The sequence below is a fragment of the Pseudomonas sp. IT-P74 genome (assembly GCF_949768175.1).
Lineage (GTDB): Bacteria > Pseudomonadota > Gammaproteobacteria > Pseudomonadales > Pseudomonadaceae > Aquipseudomonas.
Genome location: NZ_CATKQD010000006.1, coordinates 85,355 through 103,963, shown reverse-complemented (window position 1 = coordinate 103,963; position 18,609 = coordinate 85,355). Strand labels below are relative to the sequence as shown.

The following is an 18,609-nucleotide window of genomic DNA, read 5'->3' as shown; positions in this document are numbered from 1 at the left end:
ATGTGATCTCTGGTGTCCACAAATGATGTGTTCACCGCAAAATCCTTGTGGGAGCGAGCCTGCTCGCGATGGCGTCAGTTCAAGCCCCGGAAATCTTACTGACCAAACAAAGCCTTCTGCCCCTGCGGCGATGTAAACATCCCATCCCCGTCATGCCCGACCCCGGGTACTTCTATCAGCTGCTGCTTCAACCCTTGCGGTTGCAGCCGCTTCAGATAATCGAAGTAAAAACGCCCACGGGTCAATCGAGACGGCCCTTGCGCCCTGGCCTCACAACTCTTGTCCAGCGCCGGATGATTCGGGTCAGTATCCTGCTGCCCCAGCAGATAAACGACTTCACGCTTGAGGTAACTTTCCTGCAACTGCGCCGCGGTTTGTCCTTCGGCATAGGTCGGTAAATCTGCCAGCCCGTACTTCCAGCGATTGAATTGCGGGCAACCGGCGTGGCTGAACGCCACGGGCCGGCGCTCATCGAAATAAGCGTAGGAGGACGGATTGGCAATCACATAGCGCACCTGCACGCCGGCCGCATCGAGCTCTGACTGCGCGTGACCGAGCAATGCATAGCGCTGAACCACCTGCGCGCCACCGGAATGCCCGGCGATGACGATTTGCTTCACCTCTGGAAACTGCTGACGGTCACCCACGCGGGCGATGATTTCGTCGAGCGCCGCGTAGGAACTCAGCCGAAACGGTGCCGTGGATTCTCCGCCGGCCATCCATTCATTGCCTTGCCAGCGCAAAACGGTGTCGGCCACCGGATGGACCGCAACATCGGTTTCATTGAGAAATTGCGGGGCGATCACCAGGGTCGTTGCGCTTTGCCCGGCCAGTTCGGCCGCGTGCTCACCGCTCTGCAGATAGGTTTGCGCATTGCGCAAGCGACCGTGGAGGATGATCAGCACCCGTTCGATTTTTGCCGGGGCGGGGCTGATGCCCACCGCGATTTCACCTGATTTCAACAGCAGGCGCCCCGAGCTGAGGTCTTTGACCCCCTGCTCGGCGGCCTGGGACGTTGCGCAAGTAAACAGAACAACCAACAACCACTTCTTCATTTACAGATTTTTCGCCGCAAAGGTATCGCACTGGCCAACCTGGCCTTGGGCGAAACCGGTTTTGAACCAGCGCACCCGTTGCGCCGACGTACCATGGGTGAACGAGTCCGGGACCACACGGCCCTGACCCTGTTGCTGCAAACGATCGTCGCCGATGGCGTTCGCTGCGTTCAATGCTTCTTCGATGTCGCCCGGTTCCAGCCAGTTCAGGCGCTTCTGCGCATTGTTGGCCCAGACACCGGCCAGGCAGTCGGCCTGAAGTTCCTGGCGAACCAGCAAACCACCGTCGCCCTCCATCTGCCGACCCTGCTGGCGCGCTGCCTGAATTTTTGCGGACACCCCAAGCAGGGTCTGCACATGGTGTCCGACTTCGTGGGCGATCACGTAGGCCTGGGCGAAGTCGCCCGCGGCGGAAAAACGTTGGGACATCTCCTGGAAGAACGCCATGTCCAGGTAGACCTTCTGGTCGGCCGGGCAATAGAAGGGGCCGGTCGCCGAGGTGGCCAGACCGCAGGCCGAATTCACGCGGTTGCTGAACAGCACCAGGGTCGGGTCCTTATATTGGCGGCCGACCTGCTGGAAAATCGCACCCCAAGTGTCCTCGGTATCGCCAAGGATTGAACGCACGAACTCCGCGCTTTCATCATTGACCGGCGGTGCCTTGCGACTCTGGTGGGTGGCGGGCGCCGATTGCTGGTCCATTTGCCCGGCCAGTTGTCCGAGGATCTGCAGCGGATCCTGGCCGGTGATCCAGCCGATGCCGACGATCAGGAGGATCGCCGTCAGGCTCAGGCCCTTGCCACCGCCAAAACGCATGCCGCCGCCACCGCCGCCAACATCATCGCCACGGGCGTCGACCACGTTGTCGCTGCGTCGGCCTTTTTTCCATAGCATGTGGGAATCCTCTTCTGTTCCGGGTAAAGCTCCGTGCGATGAGTGTTGCTGCCAAGTGGGAGCGGCGCCAGTCCGGCCGTCCGTCTTTTTTCCGCGCACAGGTTGATTCCCGGCTACCCGTGAAGGGCTGCCGAGAAGGTTTCAGGCTTGTATTGAACACGGATAACCCATCGAATTCCGTCGGGTGATGGTTTTTTATCGTGAGGGCGATCGCCGGTCTCGCGGATTATTCATAAGCAGTGACGCCTGCGATATGGCGCGCGGCGATGTAGCCGAAGGTCAGCGCCGGGCCGAGATTGATGCCGCCAGCGGGGTAGTGGCCGCCCATGATGCTGGCCATGTCACCGCCCGCGGCGTACAGGCCGGTGATGGGTTGCGCCGCGCCATCCAGGACCTGGGCATGTTGGTTGACCTTGAGCCCGGCGAAGGTGCCGAAGCAGCCCGGCTGGACTTTCACGGCATAGAAGGGGCCCTGGTCGATCGGCGCGACGCATGGGTTGGGTCGTTGCAGTGCGTCACCCTGCTTGCGGTTGTAGGGCGTGGAGCCACGACCGAACTGCGGATCCTCGCCGTTGCGCGCGTGGCGGTTGTAGTCCGATACGGTGCTGAGCAAGCCAATCGGGTCGATGCCGCAGGCTGCCGCCAATTCCTCAAGAGTGTTGCCGGTTTTCAGATAGCCGCTTCGGATGAAGGATGACAGTGGCACCGGAAATGGCCGAGAGATGCCCAAGCCATAACGACGTTGAAAGCCATGGGTGCAGATCAGCCACGACACTACTTCTTCACCCGGCGGGGCAGCGGCGACCATGGCTGTGACGTAGTCGTAGTAGCCGTTGGCTTCATTGACGAAACGCTGGCCGTTGCTCAGCACACCGATGATGCCGGGTTTGCCCCGCTCGATGATGTGCGGGAAGTGTCCCGTGCTGCCGTCGCTGTGCGGCACCTGCGAGACCGGCGCCCAGGCGACGGCGGACGCCATGTCGCTATTGATCCGGGCGCCGGCACTTTCGCCCAGGCGCAGGCCATCGCCGCAAACGCCGAGGGGCGGCAGGGCCAGATGCTCATGCCCGGTCGGTGTGCGGGGGAACAGTGCCTTGCGGCGTTGGACGTCATTGGCGAAACCACCTGCGGCGAGCACCACGGCCTTGCGTGCATGGATGCGCACAGAGCCTTTGGCGGTGCTGATCACCGCACCTCGTACCTGATCATTCTCGCGCAGCAATCGGGTCACGGGCGCTGATTCCCAGAGCAACACGCCGAGGTCATCGGCGGATTTCGCCAGGCGCGCCACCAAGGCCACACCGTTGACCAGTTGCATCGCCCGGCCATGCATGGCGAGGTCTAACAGATGACGGCTGAAACGCCGCGTAACGTGCCAGGCCGCCGACAGCGAGCGGGTCAGGTTGAGGAATGCCGTGAGGTCCGCCCCCGCCATGATCGGCATGCCCATGAACGAAGTTTCCCGCATGGTTTTGCGCAGACGCTTGAGCAGTGTTCCGACTTTTCGTGCGTCGTAAGGGGCGGCGATCACCGAGCGTCCACCGGTGCCTGCCCCGGGCGTGTCGCCATGAATGTCGGCAATGGCGTTGCCGTCGGCGAATTGCAGCGAGGTGTGCTGCTCGAAGAACGACACCATCCGCGGGCCGGCTTCCAGGAATGCGTCGATCATCGCCGGATCAAAGCGCTCGCCCAGTTCGTTTTTCAGGTAAGTGCGGGGCAGTTCAACGTCTTCGACGATGCCCGCGCGCCGGGCCAGCGGGTTGCAAGGCACCCAGGCCCAGCCACCGGACCAGGCCGTGGCACCGCCGAACACCGGGTCCTTTTCCACCACTATGACTTTCAGCCCGTGCCACGCGGCGGTCACGGCCGCCGACAGTCCCGCCGCACCGGAGCCTACGATCAGCACATCGCAGTCGATGTCGGGAAGAACGTGCGCTTGGGCAGGCATTGTTTGAGCTCCGGTGTTTTATTGTTTTGGAATCTGGTTCCAAAAAATATAAGAATCAAGTGGAGCCGTACAAGTCTGGAGGGCGTAAAGCGGGCGGTTATCGAACGCTCAGTTCCAGATTTCGCATTCGTGCGGTTGTCTTCTAGAATCGAGCAAATTTTGCGTGGAAGCGACCATGGCCGGCAGTCAGATCGAACGTGTTTTCAGTGTGCTCGAAAGCCTCACCAGCGATCCCCGTGGCCTGCCGATGCAGACCCTGGCGGAGCAACTGGACATCCCCAAGAGCGCGACCCATCGCCTACTGGCCGAGCTGATTCGCCTCGGTTACGTGCGGCAGAATCCGGATAATTTGCGTTATCACCTCTCGACCAAACTGGTGGCGATGGGCTTCCGTTACCTGTCGAGCAGCGGTGCCGATATCGTGCAGCCGGTGCTTGACCGCCTGGCTCAGGAAACCGGCGAACTGGTGCGTCTCGGGGTGATCGACGGTGAGCGTCAGACCTGGATCGCCAAATCCCAGGGCGCGCGTTCCGGTCTGCGTTACGACCCGGACATGGGCCGCGATGCGCCGTTGTTCTACACCGCCTCGGGGCATGCGTGGCTGGCGTGCATGAGCGATGCCGAAGCCTTGTCGCTGGTGGAACGGCAGGGTGCGCAGGTGCCGGAACATGTGGGGCCGAACGCGCCGCGCTCGAACATCGAATTGCTCGAACGCCTGCGTCTGGCGCGGGAGCAGGGCTACGCCTGGGTCGAGGAGAGCTCGGCGGTAGGCACTTCGGCGATTGCGGCCGTGGTGCGCCATCCCGCCGATGGGCGGGTGATCGGCGTGCTCAGCATCGCCGGGCCTAGCGCGCGGATGCCGGGGGTGCGGCTGCATGAGCTGGCGCCGTTGTTGCTGGCGTACACCGAGGAGTTGAGTGCCGCGAGCCTGGCGTCGGAGTTGTTCAGTTAAGGCCACTGCAAATCCCTTGTGGGAGCGAGCCTGCTCGCGAATGCGGTGTGTCATGCGATCTGGATGGCGACTGACACACCCTCTTCGCGAGCAGGCTCGCTCCCACATTTTGAACTGCGTTCAACTTGAGAAGCTGTGCGCTGTTCGAACACTTTCAGGACAGGTCTGTGTAAGAATCTGGAACCAGGTTCTAAATTATTGGAGATTCATCGCTCCAATAATATTCACAAGAGGACCGCACCTTGAATTCGCCACTTCGCATCGCCCTGATCGGTGCTGGCAACATGGGCCAGCAGCATTACCAGCATCTGCAATCCCTGACTGAAGCGACGTTATGTGCCGTGGCCGATCCGGGACCGCAGGCGGCCAGCCTTGCGGCTCAATGGGGCGTAGCCTGTTTCGCCGATCATCGTCAGATGCTGGAGCAGGCGAAGCCGGACGCCGTGATAGTCGCCAACCCGAACACGCAGCACGTCAACACGGCTCTCGATTGCCTCGCGGCCGGTGTGCCGGTGCTGCTGGAAAAACCGGTGGGCGTGCACCTGGATGAAGCCCGGGAGCTGGTGGCTACCTCGAAGGCGAGTGGCGTTCCGGTACTGGTCGGACATCACCGCCGGCACAATCCGCTGATCGTCCGCGCCCACGAACTTGTCCACAGCGGCGCATTGGGTCGGTTGACCACGGTCACGGCGCTCTGGCAGTTGCGCAAGCCCGACAGTTATTTTGAAACACCCTGGCGTCGCGAGGCCGGTGCCGGGATGCTGTTGACCAACCTGATCCACGACCTCGATCTTCTGCGGCACTTGTGCGGTGAAGTGCGTCAGGTTCAGGCCATCACCAGCAATGCCATTCGCGGGTTTGCCAACGAGGATTGCGCGGCGGTGTTGCTGCAATTCGACAACGGCGCACTGGGCAGCCTGACCGGCTCCGATGCGGTGGCCGCGCCTTGGAGCTGGGAGCTGGATTCGGGGGAGAACTCGGTGTATCCGCGCCATCCTGATCAACCGTGTTACTTGCTGGCCGGGACAGGTGGGGCGCTGAGCATTCCGCAGCTTAAACACTGGCACTACAACGAAGTCGACGGAGGCTGGCATCAACCGTTGCTGGCAACCCAGGAAAGCTTCAGTACTGATGAAGCCCTGCGTTTGCAGTTGCAGCACTTCGCGCGAGTTGTGCGTCGGGAGGTCGAGCCGCTGGTGAGTGCCGCCGATGCCGCGCGTACGTTGGCGCTGATCGAAGCCATCCGCGAAGCCGCCGAAACCGGGCGTGCCTGCGCGCCATCCTTGATCGAGGGTTGAGCATGAGCGAGCGTATTTTCTCCCTGGCCAGCCTGACCGTGCTGGAGTTGTCGCCGCCCGATATGGTCGAGGTCGCCGCGCGGGCCGGCTACAGCCATGTCGGCTTGCGCTTGGTGCCGGCGACTCCTGAGGAGCACCATTTTGCCCTGGTGGGCGACCATCAATTGCGGCGCCAGACCCTGGCGCGTCTGCGCGATACCGGAATTCGGGTGCTGGACGTCGAAATCCTGCGGCTCAAGCCGGAAACCGTCGTCGCCGATTTCGAGCAAATCCTGGCAGTGGGTGCCGAGTTCGGCGCCAGTGAGTTGCTGGTGGCCGGTAACGATCCTGACGAACAGCGGCTGACGCAGCATTTTGCCGAACTCTGTGATCTGGCTGCAGCCTATGGGCTGCACCCGCACCTGGAGTTCATGCCCTGGACCGATGCGCGCAATCTTCAACAAGCCGCGCGAATCGTGGAAAACGCCGGGCGTGAAAACGGCGGCGTACTGGTGGACGCCTTTCACTTCGACCGCTCTGGATCGCGGTTGGAAGAACTGGTCAAAGTTGCCCCCTCACGGTTACGGTATGCACAGTTGTGTGACGTCGCAGGACCACGACCGTCCGATATGGCGGAGATCTTGCGTCAGGCACGTAACGAACGGCGTTTTCCCGGCGATGGCGATTGTGATCTGCAGGGGTTGTTGCGCGGTTTGCCGGCTGACATTCCATTGAGTCTGGAGATTCCCACCGTGCAGTTGCTGGAGCAGGGCGTGAGTGGATTGGACCGGGCGCAGATGGCGCTGGATAAAACCCGGGAATTGTTGGCGCGGCTGTAATCGGTGCTGCGCACCTTTCGCTTGTAGGAGCGAGCTTGCTCGCGAGGGACGTGAGGGCGCCGTGTTTATCCAGGCGGCCATCATCATCGTTGACGACCATCGCGAGCAAGCTCGCTCCTGCATGTGATGCTTTTGACTTCAGTAAGGAAACCCCATGACCGTCAGCACCCCGCTTTCCGGCGTCAATCAGCCCTTCAAAGGGATCCTGCTGATCGTTGTCGCAACCTTCCTGTTTTCCAGCCACGACGCCTTTTCCAAATACCTCTCCGGTTTCTATCCCATCGTCATGGTGGTCTGGGCGCGTTACGTGGTTCACACCTTGCTGATGGCCGGGATTTTCCTGCCGCAGTCCGGGCTGCGGGTGCTGCGTACCAAACGGCCATTGCTGCAGGTGATCCGGGCGCTGTGCCTGCTGGGCACCAGTCTGTTTTTCACCACGGGGCTGATGTACATCCCGCTGGCCGAGGCGACGTCGGTCAACTTCCTCGCGCCGGTACTGGTCACCGCGCTGTCGGTACCGCTGCTTGGCGAGCGGGTGACCCGGGGGCAATGGCTGGCGGTGATTTTCGGTTTCAGCGGGGTGCTGATCATCGTTCACCCCGGTGGTGATCTGTTTACCCCGGCGGTGTTGCTGCCGTTCTGCTCGGCGCTGTTTTTCTGCTTCTATCAACTGCTGACGCGCAAGCTCAGCGAGATCGACAGCCCGACCACCAGCAACTTCTTTGCAGGCTTGTGCAATACGCTGGTGATGAGTGCGCTGGTGCCGTTCTTCTGGCAGACGCCGAACCTGGTGCATGGCGCGATGATGCTGGCGCTGGGGGCCTGCGGGATGACGGCACACCTGTTCCTGACCCAGGCGTTCCGCCTCGCGGCACCGGCACTGCTGGCACCGTTCAGCTATTGCCAGATCATCTTCGCCGGCCTCTTGGGCTGGCTGCTGTTTTCCCATACACCGACACTGACCACCGTGCTCGGCATTGCCGTGATCTGCTGCAGCGGGTTGGCGGCCGCGTGGCAACAAAGCCGCCGGTAAAAGCCCAAAGAGAAACGACCTGTAGGAGCGAGCCTGCTCGCGGTGTTCGTCAACGATGACACGGGTTGTCTGGATACCCGCGTCGCTCTCAGGTTTTTCGCGAGCCTGCTCGCTCCTACAGGGGGTAGTGCGGCGATCTTTAGTCAGTGACGGTCGGAATCTTGCGCGGTGCCATGAAGTACATCCAGGTCAGCGCAATGAAGTACATCGCCGGAATCATGGTGAACAGCACGGTGTAGTTGTTGTTGGTAATGGTCAGGATGTGGCCGACCAGTTGGGTCATGAACATCCCGCCAATCGCCGCACACATGCCGCCGAAGCCGAACACCGTACTCATCATGTGCTTGGGCGTGTAGTCCATTACCAGGCTCCAGATGTTCGCGGTCCAGGCCTGGTGCGCGCCGATGGCCAGGGAGATGGCGAACACCGCGACCCACAGGTTGCTGGAGCCGGCCGCCATGATCACGCCGATGATGCAGCAGGCGAACAGGAACATGGACATCAGTCGCGCCTTGATCGGGTTGACGCCGCGACCGATCAGGAACGAGGAGAGGATGCCGCCGCCAACGCTACCGAAGTCGGCAGTGAGGTAGATGATGATCAGCGGGATACCCATCTGGGTGACATTGATGCCCAGGTTGTATTGCTGGTTGAGGAACGGAGGCAGCCAGTACAGGTAGAACCAGAACACTGGCGCTGTGATCGAGTAGGCGAGGGCGAAGGCCCAGGTGCCACGCATGCGCAGGATTTTCGAGAACGGTACGCGGGTTTGTTCCGGTTCGACTTCGTTCTGGATGTAGTCCAGCTCCGACTGTTTGACGCTCGGGTGATCTTCCGGGTTGAAGTACTTCAGGCCCCAGAACAGCAGCCAGATCCCGCCCAGTGCCGACATGCACAGGAACGCGGCCTGCCAGCCCCAAACGTGCAGGATCAGCGGCAGCAGCATCGGGGTGAACATCGCGCCGACGTTGGTGCCAGCGTTGAAAATGCCAGTAGCCACGGCGCGCTCGCCGGCCGGGAACCACAGGCGGGTGGTTTTCACGCAGGCCGGGTAGTTGGCAGCTTCGGTGAGGCCGAGGATGAATCGGCAAACCATGAAGCCGACCGCCGAAGTGGCCAGGCCATGGGCGCCGGTCGCCAGGCTCCAGAGCAATACCGCGCAGAAGAACACGCGCTTGACGCCGACCCGGTCGATCAAGCGGCCTTGCAGCACGAAGCCGATGGCGTAACCGACCTGGAACCAGAAGTTGATGTTGGCGTAGTCCATCGCCGTCCAACTCATTTCCTTGGCCAGGATCGGCTGCATCACGCCCAGGGCGGCGCGGTCGATGTAGTTCAGGGTGGTGGCGAAAAACACCAGTGCCAGCATCCCCCAACGGGTTTTGCCGACAGCCATGGCGCCGCGAATTTTGTCGCCGATGCCACCGGCAGTGACGTTCATGGCCGGAGCCATGCGTGAGCTTTGGGAAGGAATCATGTGTACCACCCGTTTTTTGAATTTGTTATTTGGTGTTTTGGACATCGCGACCGGTGTTGCGTGTCCGGACTTAATGTGAGGACGATGTTGGGCAGTGGACAAAAAATCGTCAATTCGCTAATCACCATTATGTTCGATAATCGAACACAAAACTAACTGGGTAGTACACTTTAAATTGCTCAATGCACCAACCGCCTCAATAATCCCCTCACTCTTTTAAAAGCGGCGCAAATTCCCTGTAGCCGAAGCCTCCACCGGGAGCCGAAACATGCAGCGTTCCATTGCCACTGTATCCTTGAGCGGTACCCTGCCGGAAAAGCTCGAAGCCATTGCCGCCGCCGGTTTCGACGGCGTCGAGATTTTCGAGAACGACCTTCTCTACTACGACGGTAGTCCGCGGGAAATTAAACAGATGTGCGCCGATCTCGGGATCGCCATCACCCTGTTTCAACCGTTCCGTGATTTCGAAGGCTGTCGGCGTGATCGATTGTCGCGCAATCTGGAACGCGCCGAGCGCAAATTCGACCTGATGCAGGAGCTGGGCACTGACCTGGTGCTGGTGTGCAGCAACGCCTCGGCCGAGTCCATCGGTGATGAACAGATTCTGGTCGACGATTTGCGGCTGCTGGCTGAACATGCTGGGGCACGCGACCTGCGCATCGGTTATGAAGCGCTGGCCTGGGGTCGGCATGTGAACACATATCAACAGGTGTGGAACATCGTGCGGCAGGCCGATCACCCAAGCCTCGGCGTGTTGCTGGACAGCTTTCACACCTTGTCGCTCAAGGGCGATCCGAGCGCTATCGCCGAGATTCCAGGCGACAAGATTTTCTTCGTGCAAATGGCCGACGCGCCGATCCTGGCCATGGACGTGCTGGAGTGGAGCCGGCATTTTCGCTGCTTCCCGGGCCAGGGTGAATTCGATTTGCCGGGGTTCCTCGCGCCGATCATCAAGAGTGGGTACACCGGGCCTTTGTCACTGGAAATCTTCAACGATGGTTTCCGCGCCGCGCCTCCACGGGCCAACGCCGCCGACGGCTTGCGCTCGTTGTTGTACCTGGAAGAGAAAACCCGCGAGCGTCTGGCGCAGGAAGCCAAGCCTGCGGCCAACCCCGGGATTCTGTTCGAAACGCCCAAGGCCAGCGAGTACGACGGCATCGAGTTTCTTGAATTCGCCGTGGACGAAAGCCTCGGCGCCAAGCTCGCCCATTGGCTGGCGCGACTGGGTTTCGTCAAGGCCGGGCAGCATCGCTCCAAGAGCGTCAGCCTGATGCGTCAGGGCGATATCAACCTGATCCTCAACTCAGAGCCTTACTCCTTCGGCCACAGCTTTTTCGAAGCCCACGGCCCTTCGTTATGCGCGACCGCCGTGCGGGTCAAGGACAGCGCCAGTGCGCTGGCCCGAGCCGTGGCCTACAAGGGCCAGCCCTATCGCGGGCTGGTGGGCCCCAATGAATTGGAACTGGCGGCGGTGCGTGCGCCGGATGGCAGCCTGATCTATCTGGTGGACCAGGATGCCGACGTCTACGGCACCGACTTCAATCTGTTGGCGGATGCGCCGGTCAGCGGTGGCCTCAAGCGCATCGACCACATGGCCATGGCGCTGCCGGCCGACAGCCTCGACAGCTGGGTGCTGTTCTATAAGAGCCTGCTGGATTTCGAGGCGGACGATGAAGTCGTGCTGCCGGATCCTTATGGTCTGGTGAAGAGCCGTGCCTTGCGCAGTCGCGACAGTTCGATCCGCCTGCCACTGAACATTTCCGAGAACCGCAACACCGCGATCTCACACGCGCTGTCGAGTTATCGCGGCTCCGGTGTGCATCACATCGCGTTTGATTGCGATGACATCTTTGCCCAGGTCAGCCGTGCCAAAGAGGCGGGCGTGCCGCTGCTGGATATCCCGCTCAACTACTACGATGACCTGGCGGCGCGGTTCGATTTCGACGACGAGTTCCTGAGCGAACTGGCCTACTACAATGTGTTGTACGATCGCGACGCCCAGGGCGGTGAACTGTTTCATGTGTACACCGAGCCGTTCGAGGGGCGATTCTTCTTCGAAATCATCCAGCGTAAAAACGGTTATGCCGGCTACGGCGCGGCCAACGTCGCGGTGCGCCTGGCGGCCATGGCCAAATCCCGTAGCGGCGCATTGCGCCAGGCGAAGTTGTAGGTAATTCGTAAACGCGGGATTAAACGTGGGCCGCGCGGCTTCCTTCACCGTGCCGCGCAGCCCATAATCGCCAGCCTGTGCAGTGATGGCCGTGAGCCCGCAATGACAATGACTTCAGAACTCCCCGCAGCCTCCGTAGAACCTGGTGCCGAGCCGCGCAAGAGTCGCAAGAACAACCCGGAAAAGACCCGCGAAAACATCTTGCAGGAGGCGATTGTCGAATTCGTCCAGCAGGGGCTTTCCGGGGCTCGCGTCGATGCAATCGCCGAGCGCATCCACACCTCCAAACGCATGATCTATTACTACTTCGGCAGTAAGGAGCAGCTCTACGTCGAGGTGCTGGAGAAGCTCTACGGCGATATCCGCAACACCGAAAACCGCCTGCACCTGGCGGAACTGGCGCCGGTCGAAGCCATTCGGCGGCTGGTGGAGTTCACCTTCGATCACCATGATCGCAACGTCGATTTCGTGCGCATCGTCAGCATCGAGAACATTCACAACGCCGAGTACGTGAAGCGCTCCGATGCGATCAAGGCGATGAACAACACTATCCTCGATTCACTGGGCGAGATTCTGCGCCGCGGCGCCGAGCAAGGGCTGTTCCGTACCGGTCTTGATCCGCTGGATGTGCATCTGCTGATCAGTTCGTTCTGCTTCTATCGCGTCTCGAACCGCCACACCTTTGGTGAGATTTTCCAGATCGACCTGCCGGACGAACGCATCAAGCAGCGTCATCGGGAGATGATTTGCGAGTCGGTCCTGCGGTACCTGCAAGCCTGAATCCATCGCGGGCAAACACCGATCCTGTGGGAGCGTGGCTTGCCCGCGAAGCTTTTCAGTCATTCATGCTCTGGAAATGCTCAAGCATCCGCTGGGCATCCGGCACCACGCCGCTGAACAACTCGAATGCCTTCACCGCCTGAAACACCGCCATGTTGCCGCCGTCCAGCGTCCGGCAACCGAGGGCGCGGGCGTTGCGCAGCAGTTCGGTTTCCAGCGGGAAGTAGACGATCTCCGCCACCCACATTTCGGCCCGCAGCAACTCCACCGGCACCGGCATGCCCGGCAGCTTTTTCATGCCCATCGGCGTGGTGTTCACCAGGCCGTCAGCCTGGGCCATGGCGCTGGGCAGGTCATACCCGGCTACCGCCCGACTGACGCCGAAATGCTGATTGAGGTTGTCAGCCAGATCCTGGGCGCGGCGGATGTCCACGTCAAAAATGCTTAGCTGTTGTACGCCTTCGCTCAGCAACGCGTGGGCCACCGCCGCACCTGCGCCGCCGGCACCCATTTGTACGACACGCTCAACGGCAACGCCTTTCAAACCCCGGCGAAAACCCTCGGCAAAGCCCAGGCAATCGGTGTTGTGGCCGATGCGTTTGCCGTCCTTGAGCACCACCGTGTTGACCGCACCGATACCGCGGGCCTCCGGCGAGAGTTCGTCGAGCAGCGGGATGATCGCCTGCTTGCAGGGAAAGGTGATGTTCAACCCGGTGTAGTTCATGCGCTCGGCGGCCATCAACAGGTCGGGCAGGGCGTTGATGTCGAGCTTCAACTGATCAAGATCAATCAGGCGATACAGGTAGCGCAGCCCCTGGGCATCGCCTTCATGCTCGTGCATGGCCGGTGTGCGGGACGCCTGGATGCCGGCGCCAATCAGCCCGGCCAGTATCACGTGGTTCTGAGTCAAGGCGATCACCCCTTCAAACGATGACTGAAGTGTTCCAGCGCCAGGCGATAGCCATGACTGCCAAAACCGGCCATCACCGCCGTTGCAATGGCGGAGACGAACGAGTGGTGGCGAAAGGGCTCGCGGGCGTGCACGTTGGACAGGTGGACTTCGATCACCGGTAGTTCGCTGGCGACCAAGGCGTCGCGGATGGCAACGGAGGTGTGGGTCCACGCGGCAGGATTGATGACGATCCCGGCGCAGCGACCGCGGGCGGCGTGAATCCAGTCGAGCAATTCGCCTTCATGGTTGGTCTGGCGAAACTCAACTGCCAGGCCGAACTCTTCGGCGGTACGTGCGCACAAGGCCGAGATGTCTGCCAGGGTTTCGTGGCCGTAAGTCGCTGGTTCACGGGTGCCGAGCAGGTTCAGGTTCGGGCCGTTGAGCACCAGAACGATAGGGGACATCGGAATCTCTCCACTTATTATTTTTGGAATCGGCCGAGGATCCCGGCCTGTGGAGATAAATTGTACTAACTGGTTAATTTGGTCAATTGAAGTGAAGGCACACTGGCGGTTTGTGTGCGGTGATCGGACACTTTTGCAGTTCAGCGCGGCAAATGCTCCACCAGAAAATCAATGAACGCCCTCAAGCGCAGTGGTACATGGCGACTTTGCGGATACAGCAAGGTAAACGGCCGCGAGCGCCCGCCATAGGGTTTGAGCACTTCCACCAGCGAGCCGTCGGCCAGTTCCTTTTCCACGATAAAACGATAGGTCTGAAACAACCCCGCCCCATGTTTGGCCAAGGTGACACCGCCCAGCACATCGTCGGAACAGCTTAGGCTGCCCTCGGCCAGAATCTCCCTGGGCACGCCTTCATCGTTGAACAACCAGGCAATGCGCCGGCCGCTGCTGGGCAGTTCGTACTGAATGCACTCGTGCTTTTCGAGATCGTCGAGGGTTTGCGGAGTACCGGCCTGTTTCAGGTAATCAGGGCTGGCGATCATTACCAGGGCGGCATCTTCCAGCGGTCGGGCGATCAGGCCGGAATCCGGGATGGCTCGCACGCGAATCGCCATGTCGTAGCCTTCGCCGACGAAATCGATGTTGCGATTGCTGATGTGCGACTCGACCTTCACCGCCGGATAGCGCGCCCGAAATTCTGGCAGCAACGGCAAGATTCGATGATGTGCGTAGGTGGTCGGAATACTGATGCGCAAGGTACCGGATGGCACTTGCTGCTGGCCCATCACCTCACGCTGGGCCTCGATCAGTTGTGCCAGGGCCAGGCGACACTCCTCGTAATAGCGGCGGCCACTGTCGGTCAGCTTCACGCTGCGGGTGGTGCGTGCAAACAGACGCACGCCCAGGCGTTCTTCCATGCGCGACACCGAACGGCTCACGGCAGCGGGAGTGACACCCGCCACCAGCGCCGCGGCAGTAAAACTGCCGGCCTCGGCGGCCAGGCAAAACAGCTCGATGCTGCCCAACTGAAGATCGTCGAACTGTCGCTGCATGATTGATTACACCGGGGATCAGATGAAGTACTCGACCCAGTATTTATCAGTCTCCCGTGCACGAATACAAAAAAACCGTCACGAGGACGGCTTTTTGTGGTGGCGTTTGAAATCAACGCCGGGTCAGCATCACCCCGGATTCCATGTGATGGGTCCACGGGAACTGGTCGAACATCGCGCATCGGGAGATGCGGTGGGTGTCGTGCAGTTGGGCGATGTTGGCTGCCAGGGTCTCCGGATTGCAGGAGATGTACAGGATGTTGTCGAAGCGTCGGGTCAGCTCGCAGGTGTCCGGGTCCATGCCGGCGCGGGGCGGATCGACGAACACGCTACCAAACTCGTAGCTCTTGAGGTCAATGCCGTGCAGGCGACGGAACGGACGCACCTCGTTCAGGGCTTCGGTCAGCTCTTCGGCGGACAAGCGCACCAGGGTGACGTTATCCACAGCGTTTTCGCTGAGATTGCTCAGCGCCGCGTTGACCGAGGTCTTGCTGATTTCGGTGGCCAGCACCTTGCGCACGCGGGTGGCGAGGGGCAGGGTGAAGTTGCCGTTGCCGCAATACAGCTCCAGCAAATCATCGGAGCGATCGCCAAGCGCATCGTATGCCCAGTTGAGCATCTTCTGGTTCACCGTGCCGTTGGGCTGGGTGAACGCGCCTTCAGGTTGGCGATAGCTGAAGGTGCGACCGCCGACTTCCAGCTTCTCGACCACATAATCGTGACCGATAACTTCGCGTTTGCCCTTGGAGCGGCCGATGATGCTGACGTTCAGCTCGGTTGCCAGTTTCGACGCCGCCGCACGCCAGTGCTCGTCCAGCGGGCGGTGATAGCACAGGGTGATCATCGCGTCGCCGGCCAGAGTGGTCAGGAACTCCACCTGGAACAACTTGTGGCTCAGGGGCGCACTGGCTTGCCATGCTGCCTTCAGCCGCGGCATCAACTGGTTGATGCGCAGGCTGGCAATCGGGAACTCTTCGATCAGGATTGGCGTGCGTTTGTCTTCCTGGGAAAACATCGCGTAGTGACGCTCGCCGGCCTCGCGCCACAGGCGGAACTCGGCGCGCAGGCGGAAGTTTTTCAGTGGCGAATCGAAAACGGCTGGCTCCGGTGCATCGAACGGAGCCAGCAGGTCACGCAGACGCGTGACCTTTTCTTCGAGCTGAACGGCGTAGGCCTGGGAATCAAAAGTCATGCGTTGAACCAACCCAGCTTGATCACGAACAGAATCGACAGGATCACCAGTGCCGGATTCAGCTCACGACCACGACCGGACATCAGCTTGATGGCGGTCCAGGAAATGAAACCGAAGGCGATGCCATTGGCGATGGAGTAAGTGAACGGCATTGCCAGCGCGGTGATCACCACCGGCGCGGCGACGGTAATGTCGTCCCAGTCTATTTCGGCCAGGCCGGATGTCATCAGCACGGCGACGAACAGCAGTGCCGGTGCGGTGGCGAAGGCCGGAACGCTGGCGGCCAGGGGCGAGAAGAACAGCGCCAGCAGGAACAGGAACGCCACTACGATGGCGGTCAGGCCGGTGCGGCCACCGGCACTCACGCCGGCGGCGGATTCGATGTAGCTGGTGGTGGTCGAAGTGCCCAGCAGGGAACCGGCCATGGCGGCGGTGCTGTCGGCGATCAGCGCGCGGCCCATTTTCGGCATGTGGCCGTCTTTGCGCATCAGACCGGCGCGCTTCGCCACACCGATCAGAGTGCCGGAGTTGTCGAACAGATCGACGAACAGGAAGGCGAAGATCACGCTGACCAGACCGATGTCCAGCGCACCCTTGATGTCCAGTTGCAGGAAAGTCGGGGCCAGGGACGGCGGCATCGACATCACGCCGCCGAACGGGGTGAAGCCCATCACGATGGAAATGATGGTCACCACCAGAATGCCGATCAGCACCGCACCGCGCACGGCAAGGGCTTCGAGGGCGACGATCAGGGCAAAACCGAGGGTAGCGAGGATCGGGGCCGGTTGTTTCAGGTCACCGAGGCCGACCATGGTCGCCGGGTTGCTGACCACGATGCCGGCGTTGTGCAGGGCGATCAGTGCCAGGAACAGGCCGATGCCGGCGGCAATCGCCGAGCGCAGCGGCAGCGGGATGCTGTTGATGATCCATTCACGGATGCGGAAGATCGACAGCAGGAAGAAACACACCGCCGAGATGAACACCGCGCCCAGCGCCACTTGCCAGGTATGGCCCATGTGCAGGACCACGGTGTAGGTAAAGAAGGCGTTCAGGCCCATGCCCGGTGCGAGGGCGATCGGGTAGTTGGCGATCAGGCCCATGGTTGTCGAGCCGATGGCGGCGGCCAGGCAGGTGGCGACGAACACCGCGCCCTTGTCCATGCCGGTCTCGCCGAGGATGCTCGGGTTGACGAACAGAATGTAGGCCATGGCCAGGAAGGTCGTGACGCCCGCCAGAATCTCGGTCCGCACGTTGGTGTTGTGTGCCTTGAGTTGAAACAGCCTTTCCAGCATGTCTGCTCCCCGTGGCGCGCCGGGCGCCGTGAATGTATCGACCTCAACAGCAAAGCACAGGCAGCAGAACGCGCCTGGAAATTACTGTGGGCCGGAAAAAGCCGCGCATCATACCAGTAGCTTGGGAATATGGCTGCTTTGGCGGTGATCGTCGTCGATGTTTTGCGACAAAGCCAAGTGCGCCATACTGCGCGCTGGTTTTTTGGGGGGATGAGTACTGCATGAAAAAGCGTCTGGTTGCCGCCTTCGGAGTAGGGATGGCGTTGTTTCTCGGGGCTCAAACGGCCGTGGCGGCCTCGGCTCCACCGCTGACGCAATTGAAAGTGCTCAAGGTCGCGTCGCCGTCCTGTGGTGTCGAGAATATCGACGAGGGGCAAGCCCGGACGCGCTGCGATCACAATGGCCCGAACATCATGGTGTACGTGCTGGAAGTGGGTTACGGGCGTGAGGCCCATGTCGCCCTGGACGGTTTCGAAGTGAACGGTACACGGACGCCGGTTTGCGCGTTCAAGAACGGCAACCTGACCAGTTGCACCCCCGGGGAAAAAACCGTCGGCTACGTGTATGCCCTCGATCTGGCGGGCAAGCAGGAAGGAACGCTGACCTTCAGCAACACCTCGATCAATGCGCCCGGCAACACGATGTCGACGCAGCTTTACATCAAGTAACCACGGCTCTCGAACAAGGGTCGGGAAAGCTGACTACGCTTAAAAGATCATTCCGTGGACAGTCCCTGATGACCTTTAGAGCCTTGATTGCCCTCGCCGAGGGTACCGATGACCTGCAAACCGTCACCCTGATAGACGTACTGCGCCGCGCCAAAGTGGAAGTGGTGGTGGCCAGCATCGAAGGGCGACGCATGCTCACCTGCGCCCGCGGCACTCGCCTGACGTCCGATGCGATGCTGGTGGACCTGTTGGCGCAACCCTTCGACCTGATTGCCTTGCCCGGTGGCGCGGTGGGTTCGCAGCACCTGGCAGCCCACCAACCCCTGCAACAATTGATCAAGGATCAGGCGGCGGCCGGTCGTCTGTTCGCCGGCATCGCCGAAGCGCCTGCCGTGGCGCTGCAGGCCTTTGGCGTATTGCGTCAACGACGCATGACCTGTCTGCCATCGGCCAGCCATCAACTGTTGGGCTGTAACTTCGTCGATCAACCGGTAGTGGTCGATGGCAACTGCATCACCGCCCAAGGCTCGGCTGCCGCGTTGGCATTTGCCCTGGCGCTGGTGGAACAACTCTGCGGAAAACCCACACGTGCGGCGGTGGCGGGGGAGTTGTTGGTTTAGATTG

At 61.0% G+C, this 18,609-nt stretch carries 17 protein-coding genes; 8 read left to right on the top strand and 9 right to left on the bottom strand.

Annotated elements, in window-relative coordinates; translation table 11 throughout:
- Window positions 1-95: 95 nt before the first annotated feature.
- The 3 genes from ACM6J5_RS06055 to ACM6J5_RS06045 form a co-directional block, all read right to left on the bottom strand.
- Window positions 96-1,055, bottom strand: coding sequence for an alpha/beta hydrolase (locus ACM6J5_RS06055; protein ID WP_414928007.1), 960 nt, complete (start codon window positions 1,053-1,055; stop codon window positions 96-98).
- A complete protein-coding gene (locus ACM6J5_RS06050; protein WP_095942029.1) occupies window positions 1,056-1,949 on the bottom strand; it encodes a neutral zinc metallopeptidase in 894 nt (297 codons plus the stop codon).
- A 226-nt stretch (window positions 1,950-2,175) separates the two neighbouring features.
- Entirely contained in the window at window positions 2,176-3,897 is a 1,722-nt protein-coding gene (locus ACM6J5_RS06045; protein ID WP_414928006.1) for an FAD-dependent oxidoreductase, read from the bottom strand.
- Window positions 3,898-4,072: 175 nt separating this feature from the next.
- On the opposite strand from ACM6J5_RS06045, the gene ACM6J5_RS06040 reads away from it, so the two are divergent.
- The 4 genes from ACM6J5_RS06040 to ACM6J5_RS06025 all read left to right on the top strand — a co-directional run bounded on the left by ACM6J5_RS06040 (window position 4,073) and on the right by ACM6J5_RS06025 (window position 7,998).
- On the top strand, window positions 4,073-4,849 hold the full coding sequence (locus ACM6J5_RS06040; RefSeq protein ID WP_095942031.1) for an IclR family transcriptional regulator: 777 nt from the start codon (window positions 4,073-4,075) through the stop codon (window positions 4,847-4,849).
- Between the two features lie 242 nt (window positions 4,850-5,091).
- On the top strand, window positions 5,092-6,147 hold the full coding sequence (locus tag ACM6J5_RS06035) for a Gfo/Idh/MocA family protein (protein WP_414928005.1): 1,056 nt from the start codon (window positions 5,092-5,094) through the stop codon (window positions 6,145-6,147).
- A gap of 2 nt (window positions 6,148-6,149) precedes the next feature.
- Window positions 6,150-6,965: a sugar phosphate isomerase/epimerase family protein gene (locus ACM6J5_RS06030; protein WP_414928004.1), complete on the top strand. Its 816-nt coding sequence runs from the start codon at window positions 6,150-6,152 to the stop codon at window positions 6,963-6,965.
- A 154-nt stretch (window positions 6,966-7,119) separates the two neighbouring features.
- Complete coding sequence (locus tag ACM6J5_RS06025; protein WP_008052441.1) at window positions 7,120-7,998, top strand: DMT family transporter; 879 nt, start codon at window positions 7,120-7,122, stop codon at window positions 7,996-7,998.
- 139 nt (window positions 7,999-8,137) lie between these two features.
- Here ACM6J5_RS06025 and ACM6J5_RS06020 read toward each other — a convergent pair whose 3' ends face one another.
- Window positions 8,138-9,475, bottom strand: coding sequence for an MFS transporter (locus ACM6J5_RS06020; protein WP_414928003.1), 1,338 nt, complete (start codon window positions 9,473-9,475; stop codon window positions 8,138-8,140).
- Window positions 9,476-9,743: 268 nt separating this feature from the next.
- Here ACM6J5_RS06020 and quiC point away from each other — a divergent pair, with 268 nt between their 5' ends.
- Together quiC and ACM6J5_RS06010 are read left to right on the top strand one after the other, a co-directional pair.
- A complete protein-coding gene (quiC, locus tag ACM6J5_RS06015; RefSeq protein ID WP_414928002.1) occupies window positions 9,744-11,645 on the top strand; it encodes a 3-dehydroshikimate dehydratase QuiC in 1,902 nt (633 codons plus the stop codon).
- Between the two features lie 102 nt (window positions 11,646-11,747).
- Window positions 11,748-12,425, top strand: coding sequence for a TetR family transcriptional regulator (locus ACM6J5_RS06010; protein ID WP_057713206.1), 678 nt, complete (start codon window positions 11,748-11,750; stop codon window positions 12,423-12,425).
- 55 nt (window positions 12,426-12,480) lie between these two features.
- On the opposite strand, the gene ACM6J5_RS06005 is transcribed toward ACM6J5_RS06010, so the two are convergent.
- The 5 genes from ACM6J5_RS06005 to ACM6J5_RS05985 form a co-directional block, all read right to left on the bottom strand.
- Window positions 12,481-13,335 carry a shikimate dehydrogenase gene (locus ACM6J5_RS06005; RefSeq protein ID WP_095942070.1) on the bottom strand — a complete coding sequence of 285 codons (855 nt, stop codon included), beginning with the start codon at window positions 13,333-13,335 and terminating at the stop codon, window positions 12,481-12,483.
- A 5-nt stretch (window positions 13,336-13,340) separates the two neighbouring features.
- A complete protein-coding gene (gene aroQ, locus ACM6J5_RS06000) occupies window positions 13,341-13,781 on the bottom strand; it encodes a type II 3-dehydroquinate dehydratase (RefSeq protein ID WP_414928001.1) in 441 nt (146 codons plus the stop codon).
- Window positions 13,782-13,921: 140 nt separating this feature from the next.
- Complete coding sequence (locus tag ACM6J5_RS05995; RefSeq protein ID WP_150672703.1) at window positions 13,922-14,833, bottom strand: LysR family transcriptional regulator; 912 nt, start codon at window positions 14,831-14,833, stop codon at window positions 13,922-13,924.
- Window positions 14,834-14,945: 112 nt separating this feature from the next.
- Window positions 14,946-16,025, bottom strand: coding sequence for a tRNA (uridine(54)-C5)-methyltransferase TrmA (gene trmA / locus ACM6J5_RS05990; RefSeq protein ID WP_414928000.1), 1,080 nt, complete (start codon window positions 16,023-16,025; stop codon window positions 14,946-14,948).
- Window positions 16,022-17,317 carry an NCS2 family permease gene (locus ACM6J5_RS05985; protein ID WP_008050771.1) on the bottom strand — a complete coding sequence of 432 codons (1,296 nt, stop codon included), beginning with the start codon at window positions 17,315-17,317 and terminating at the stop codon, window positions 16,022-16,024. Before ACM6J5_RS05985 ends, trmA begins: the two co-directional genes overlap by 4 nt.
- Window positions 17,318-17,538: 221 nt before the next feature.
- On the opposite strand from ACM6J5_RS05985, the gene ACM6J5_RS05980 reads away from it, so the two are divergent.
- Together ACM6J5_RS05980 and ACM6J5_RS05975 are read left to right on the top strand one after the other, a co-directional pair.
- Window positions 17,539-17,985 (top strand): DUF4879 domain-containing protein, encoded by a 447-nt coding sequence (locus ACM6J5_RS05980; RefSeq protein WP_150672705.1) that lies wholly within the window; start codon window positions 17,539-17,541, stop codon window positions 17,983-17,985.
- Between the two features lie 68 nt (window positions 17,986-18,053).
- Window positions 18,054-18,605, top strand: coding sequence for a DJ-1 family glyoxalase III (locus tag ACM6J5_RS05975; protein WP_095942041.1), 552 nt, complete (start codon window positions 18,054-18,056; stop codon window positions 18,603-18,605).
- Window positions 18,606-18,609 lie beyond the last annotated feature (4 nt).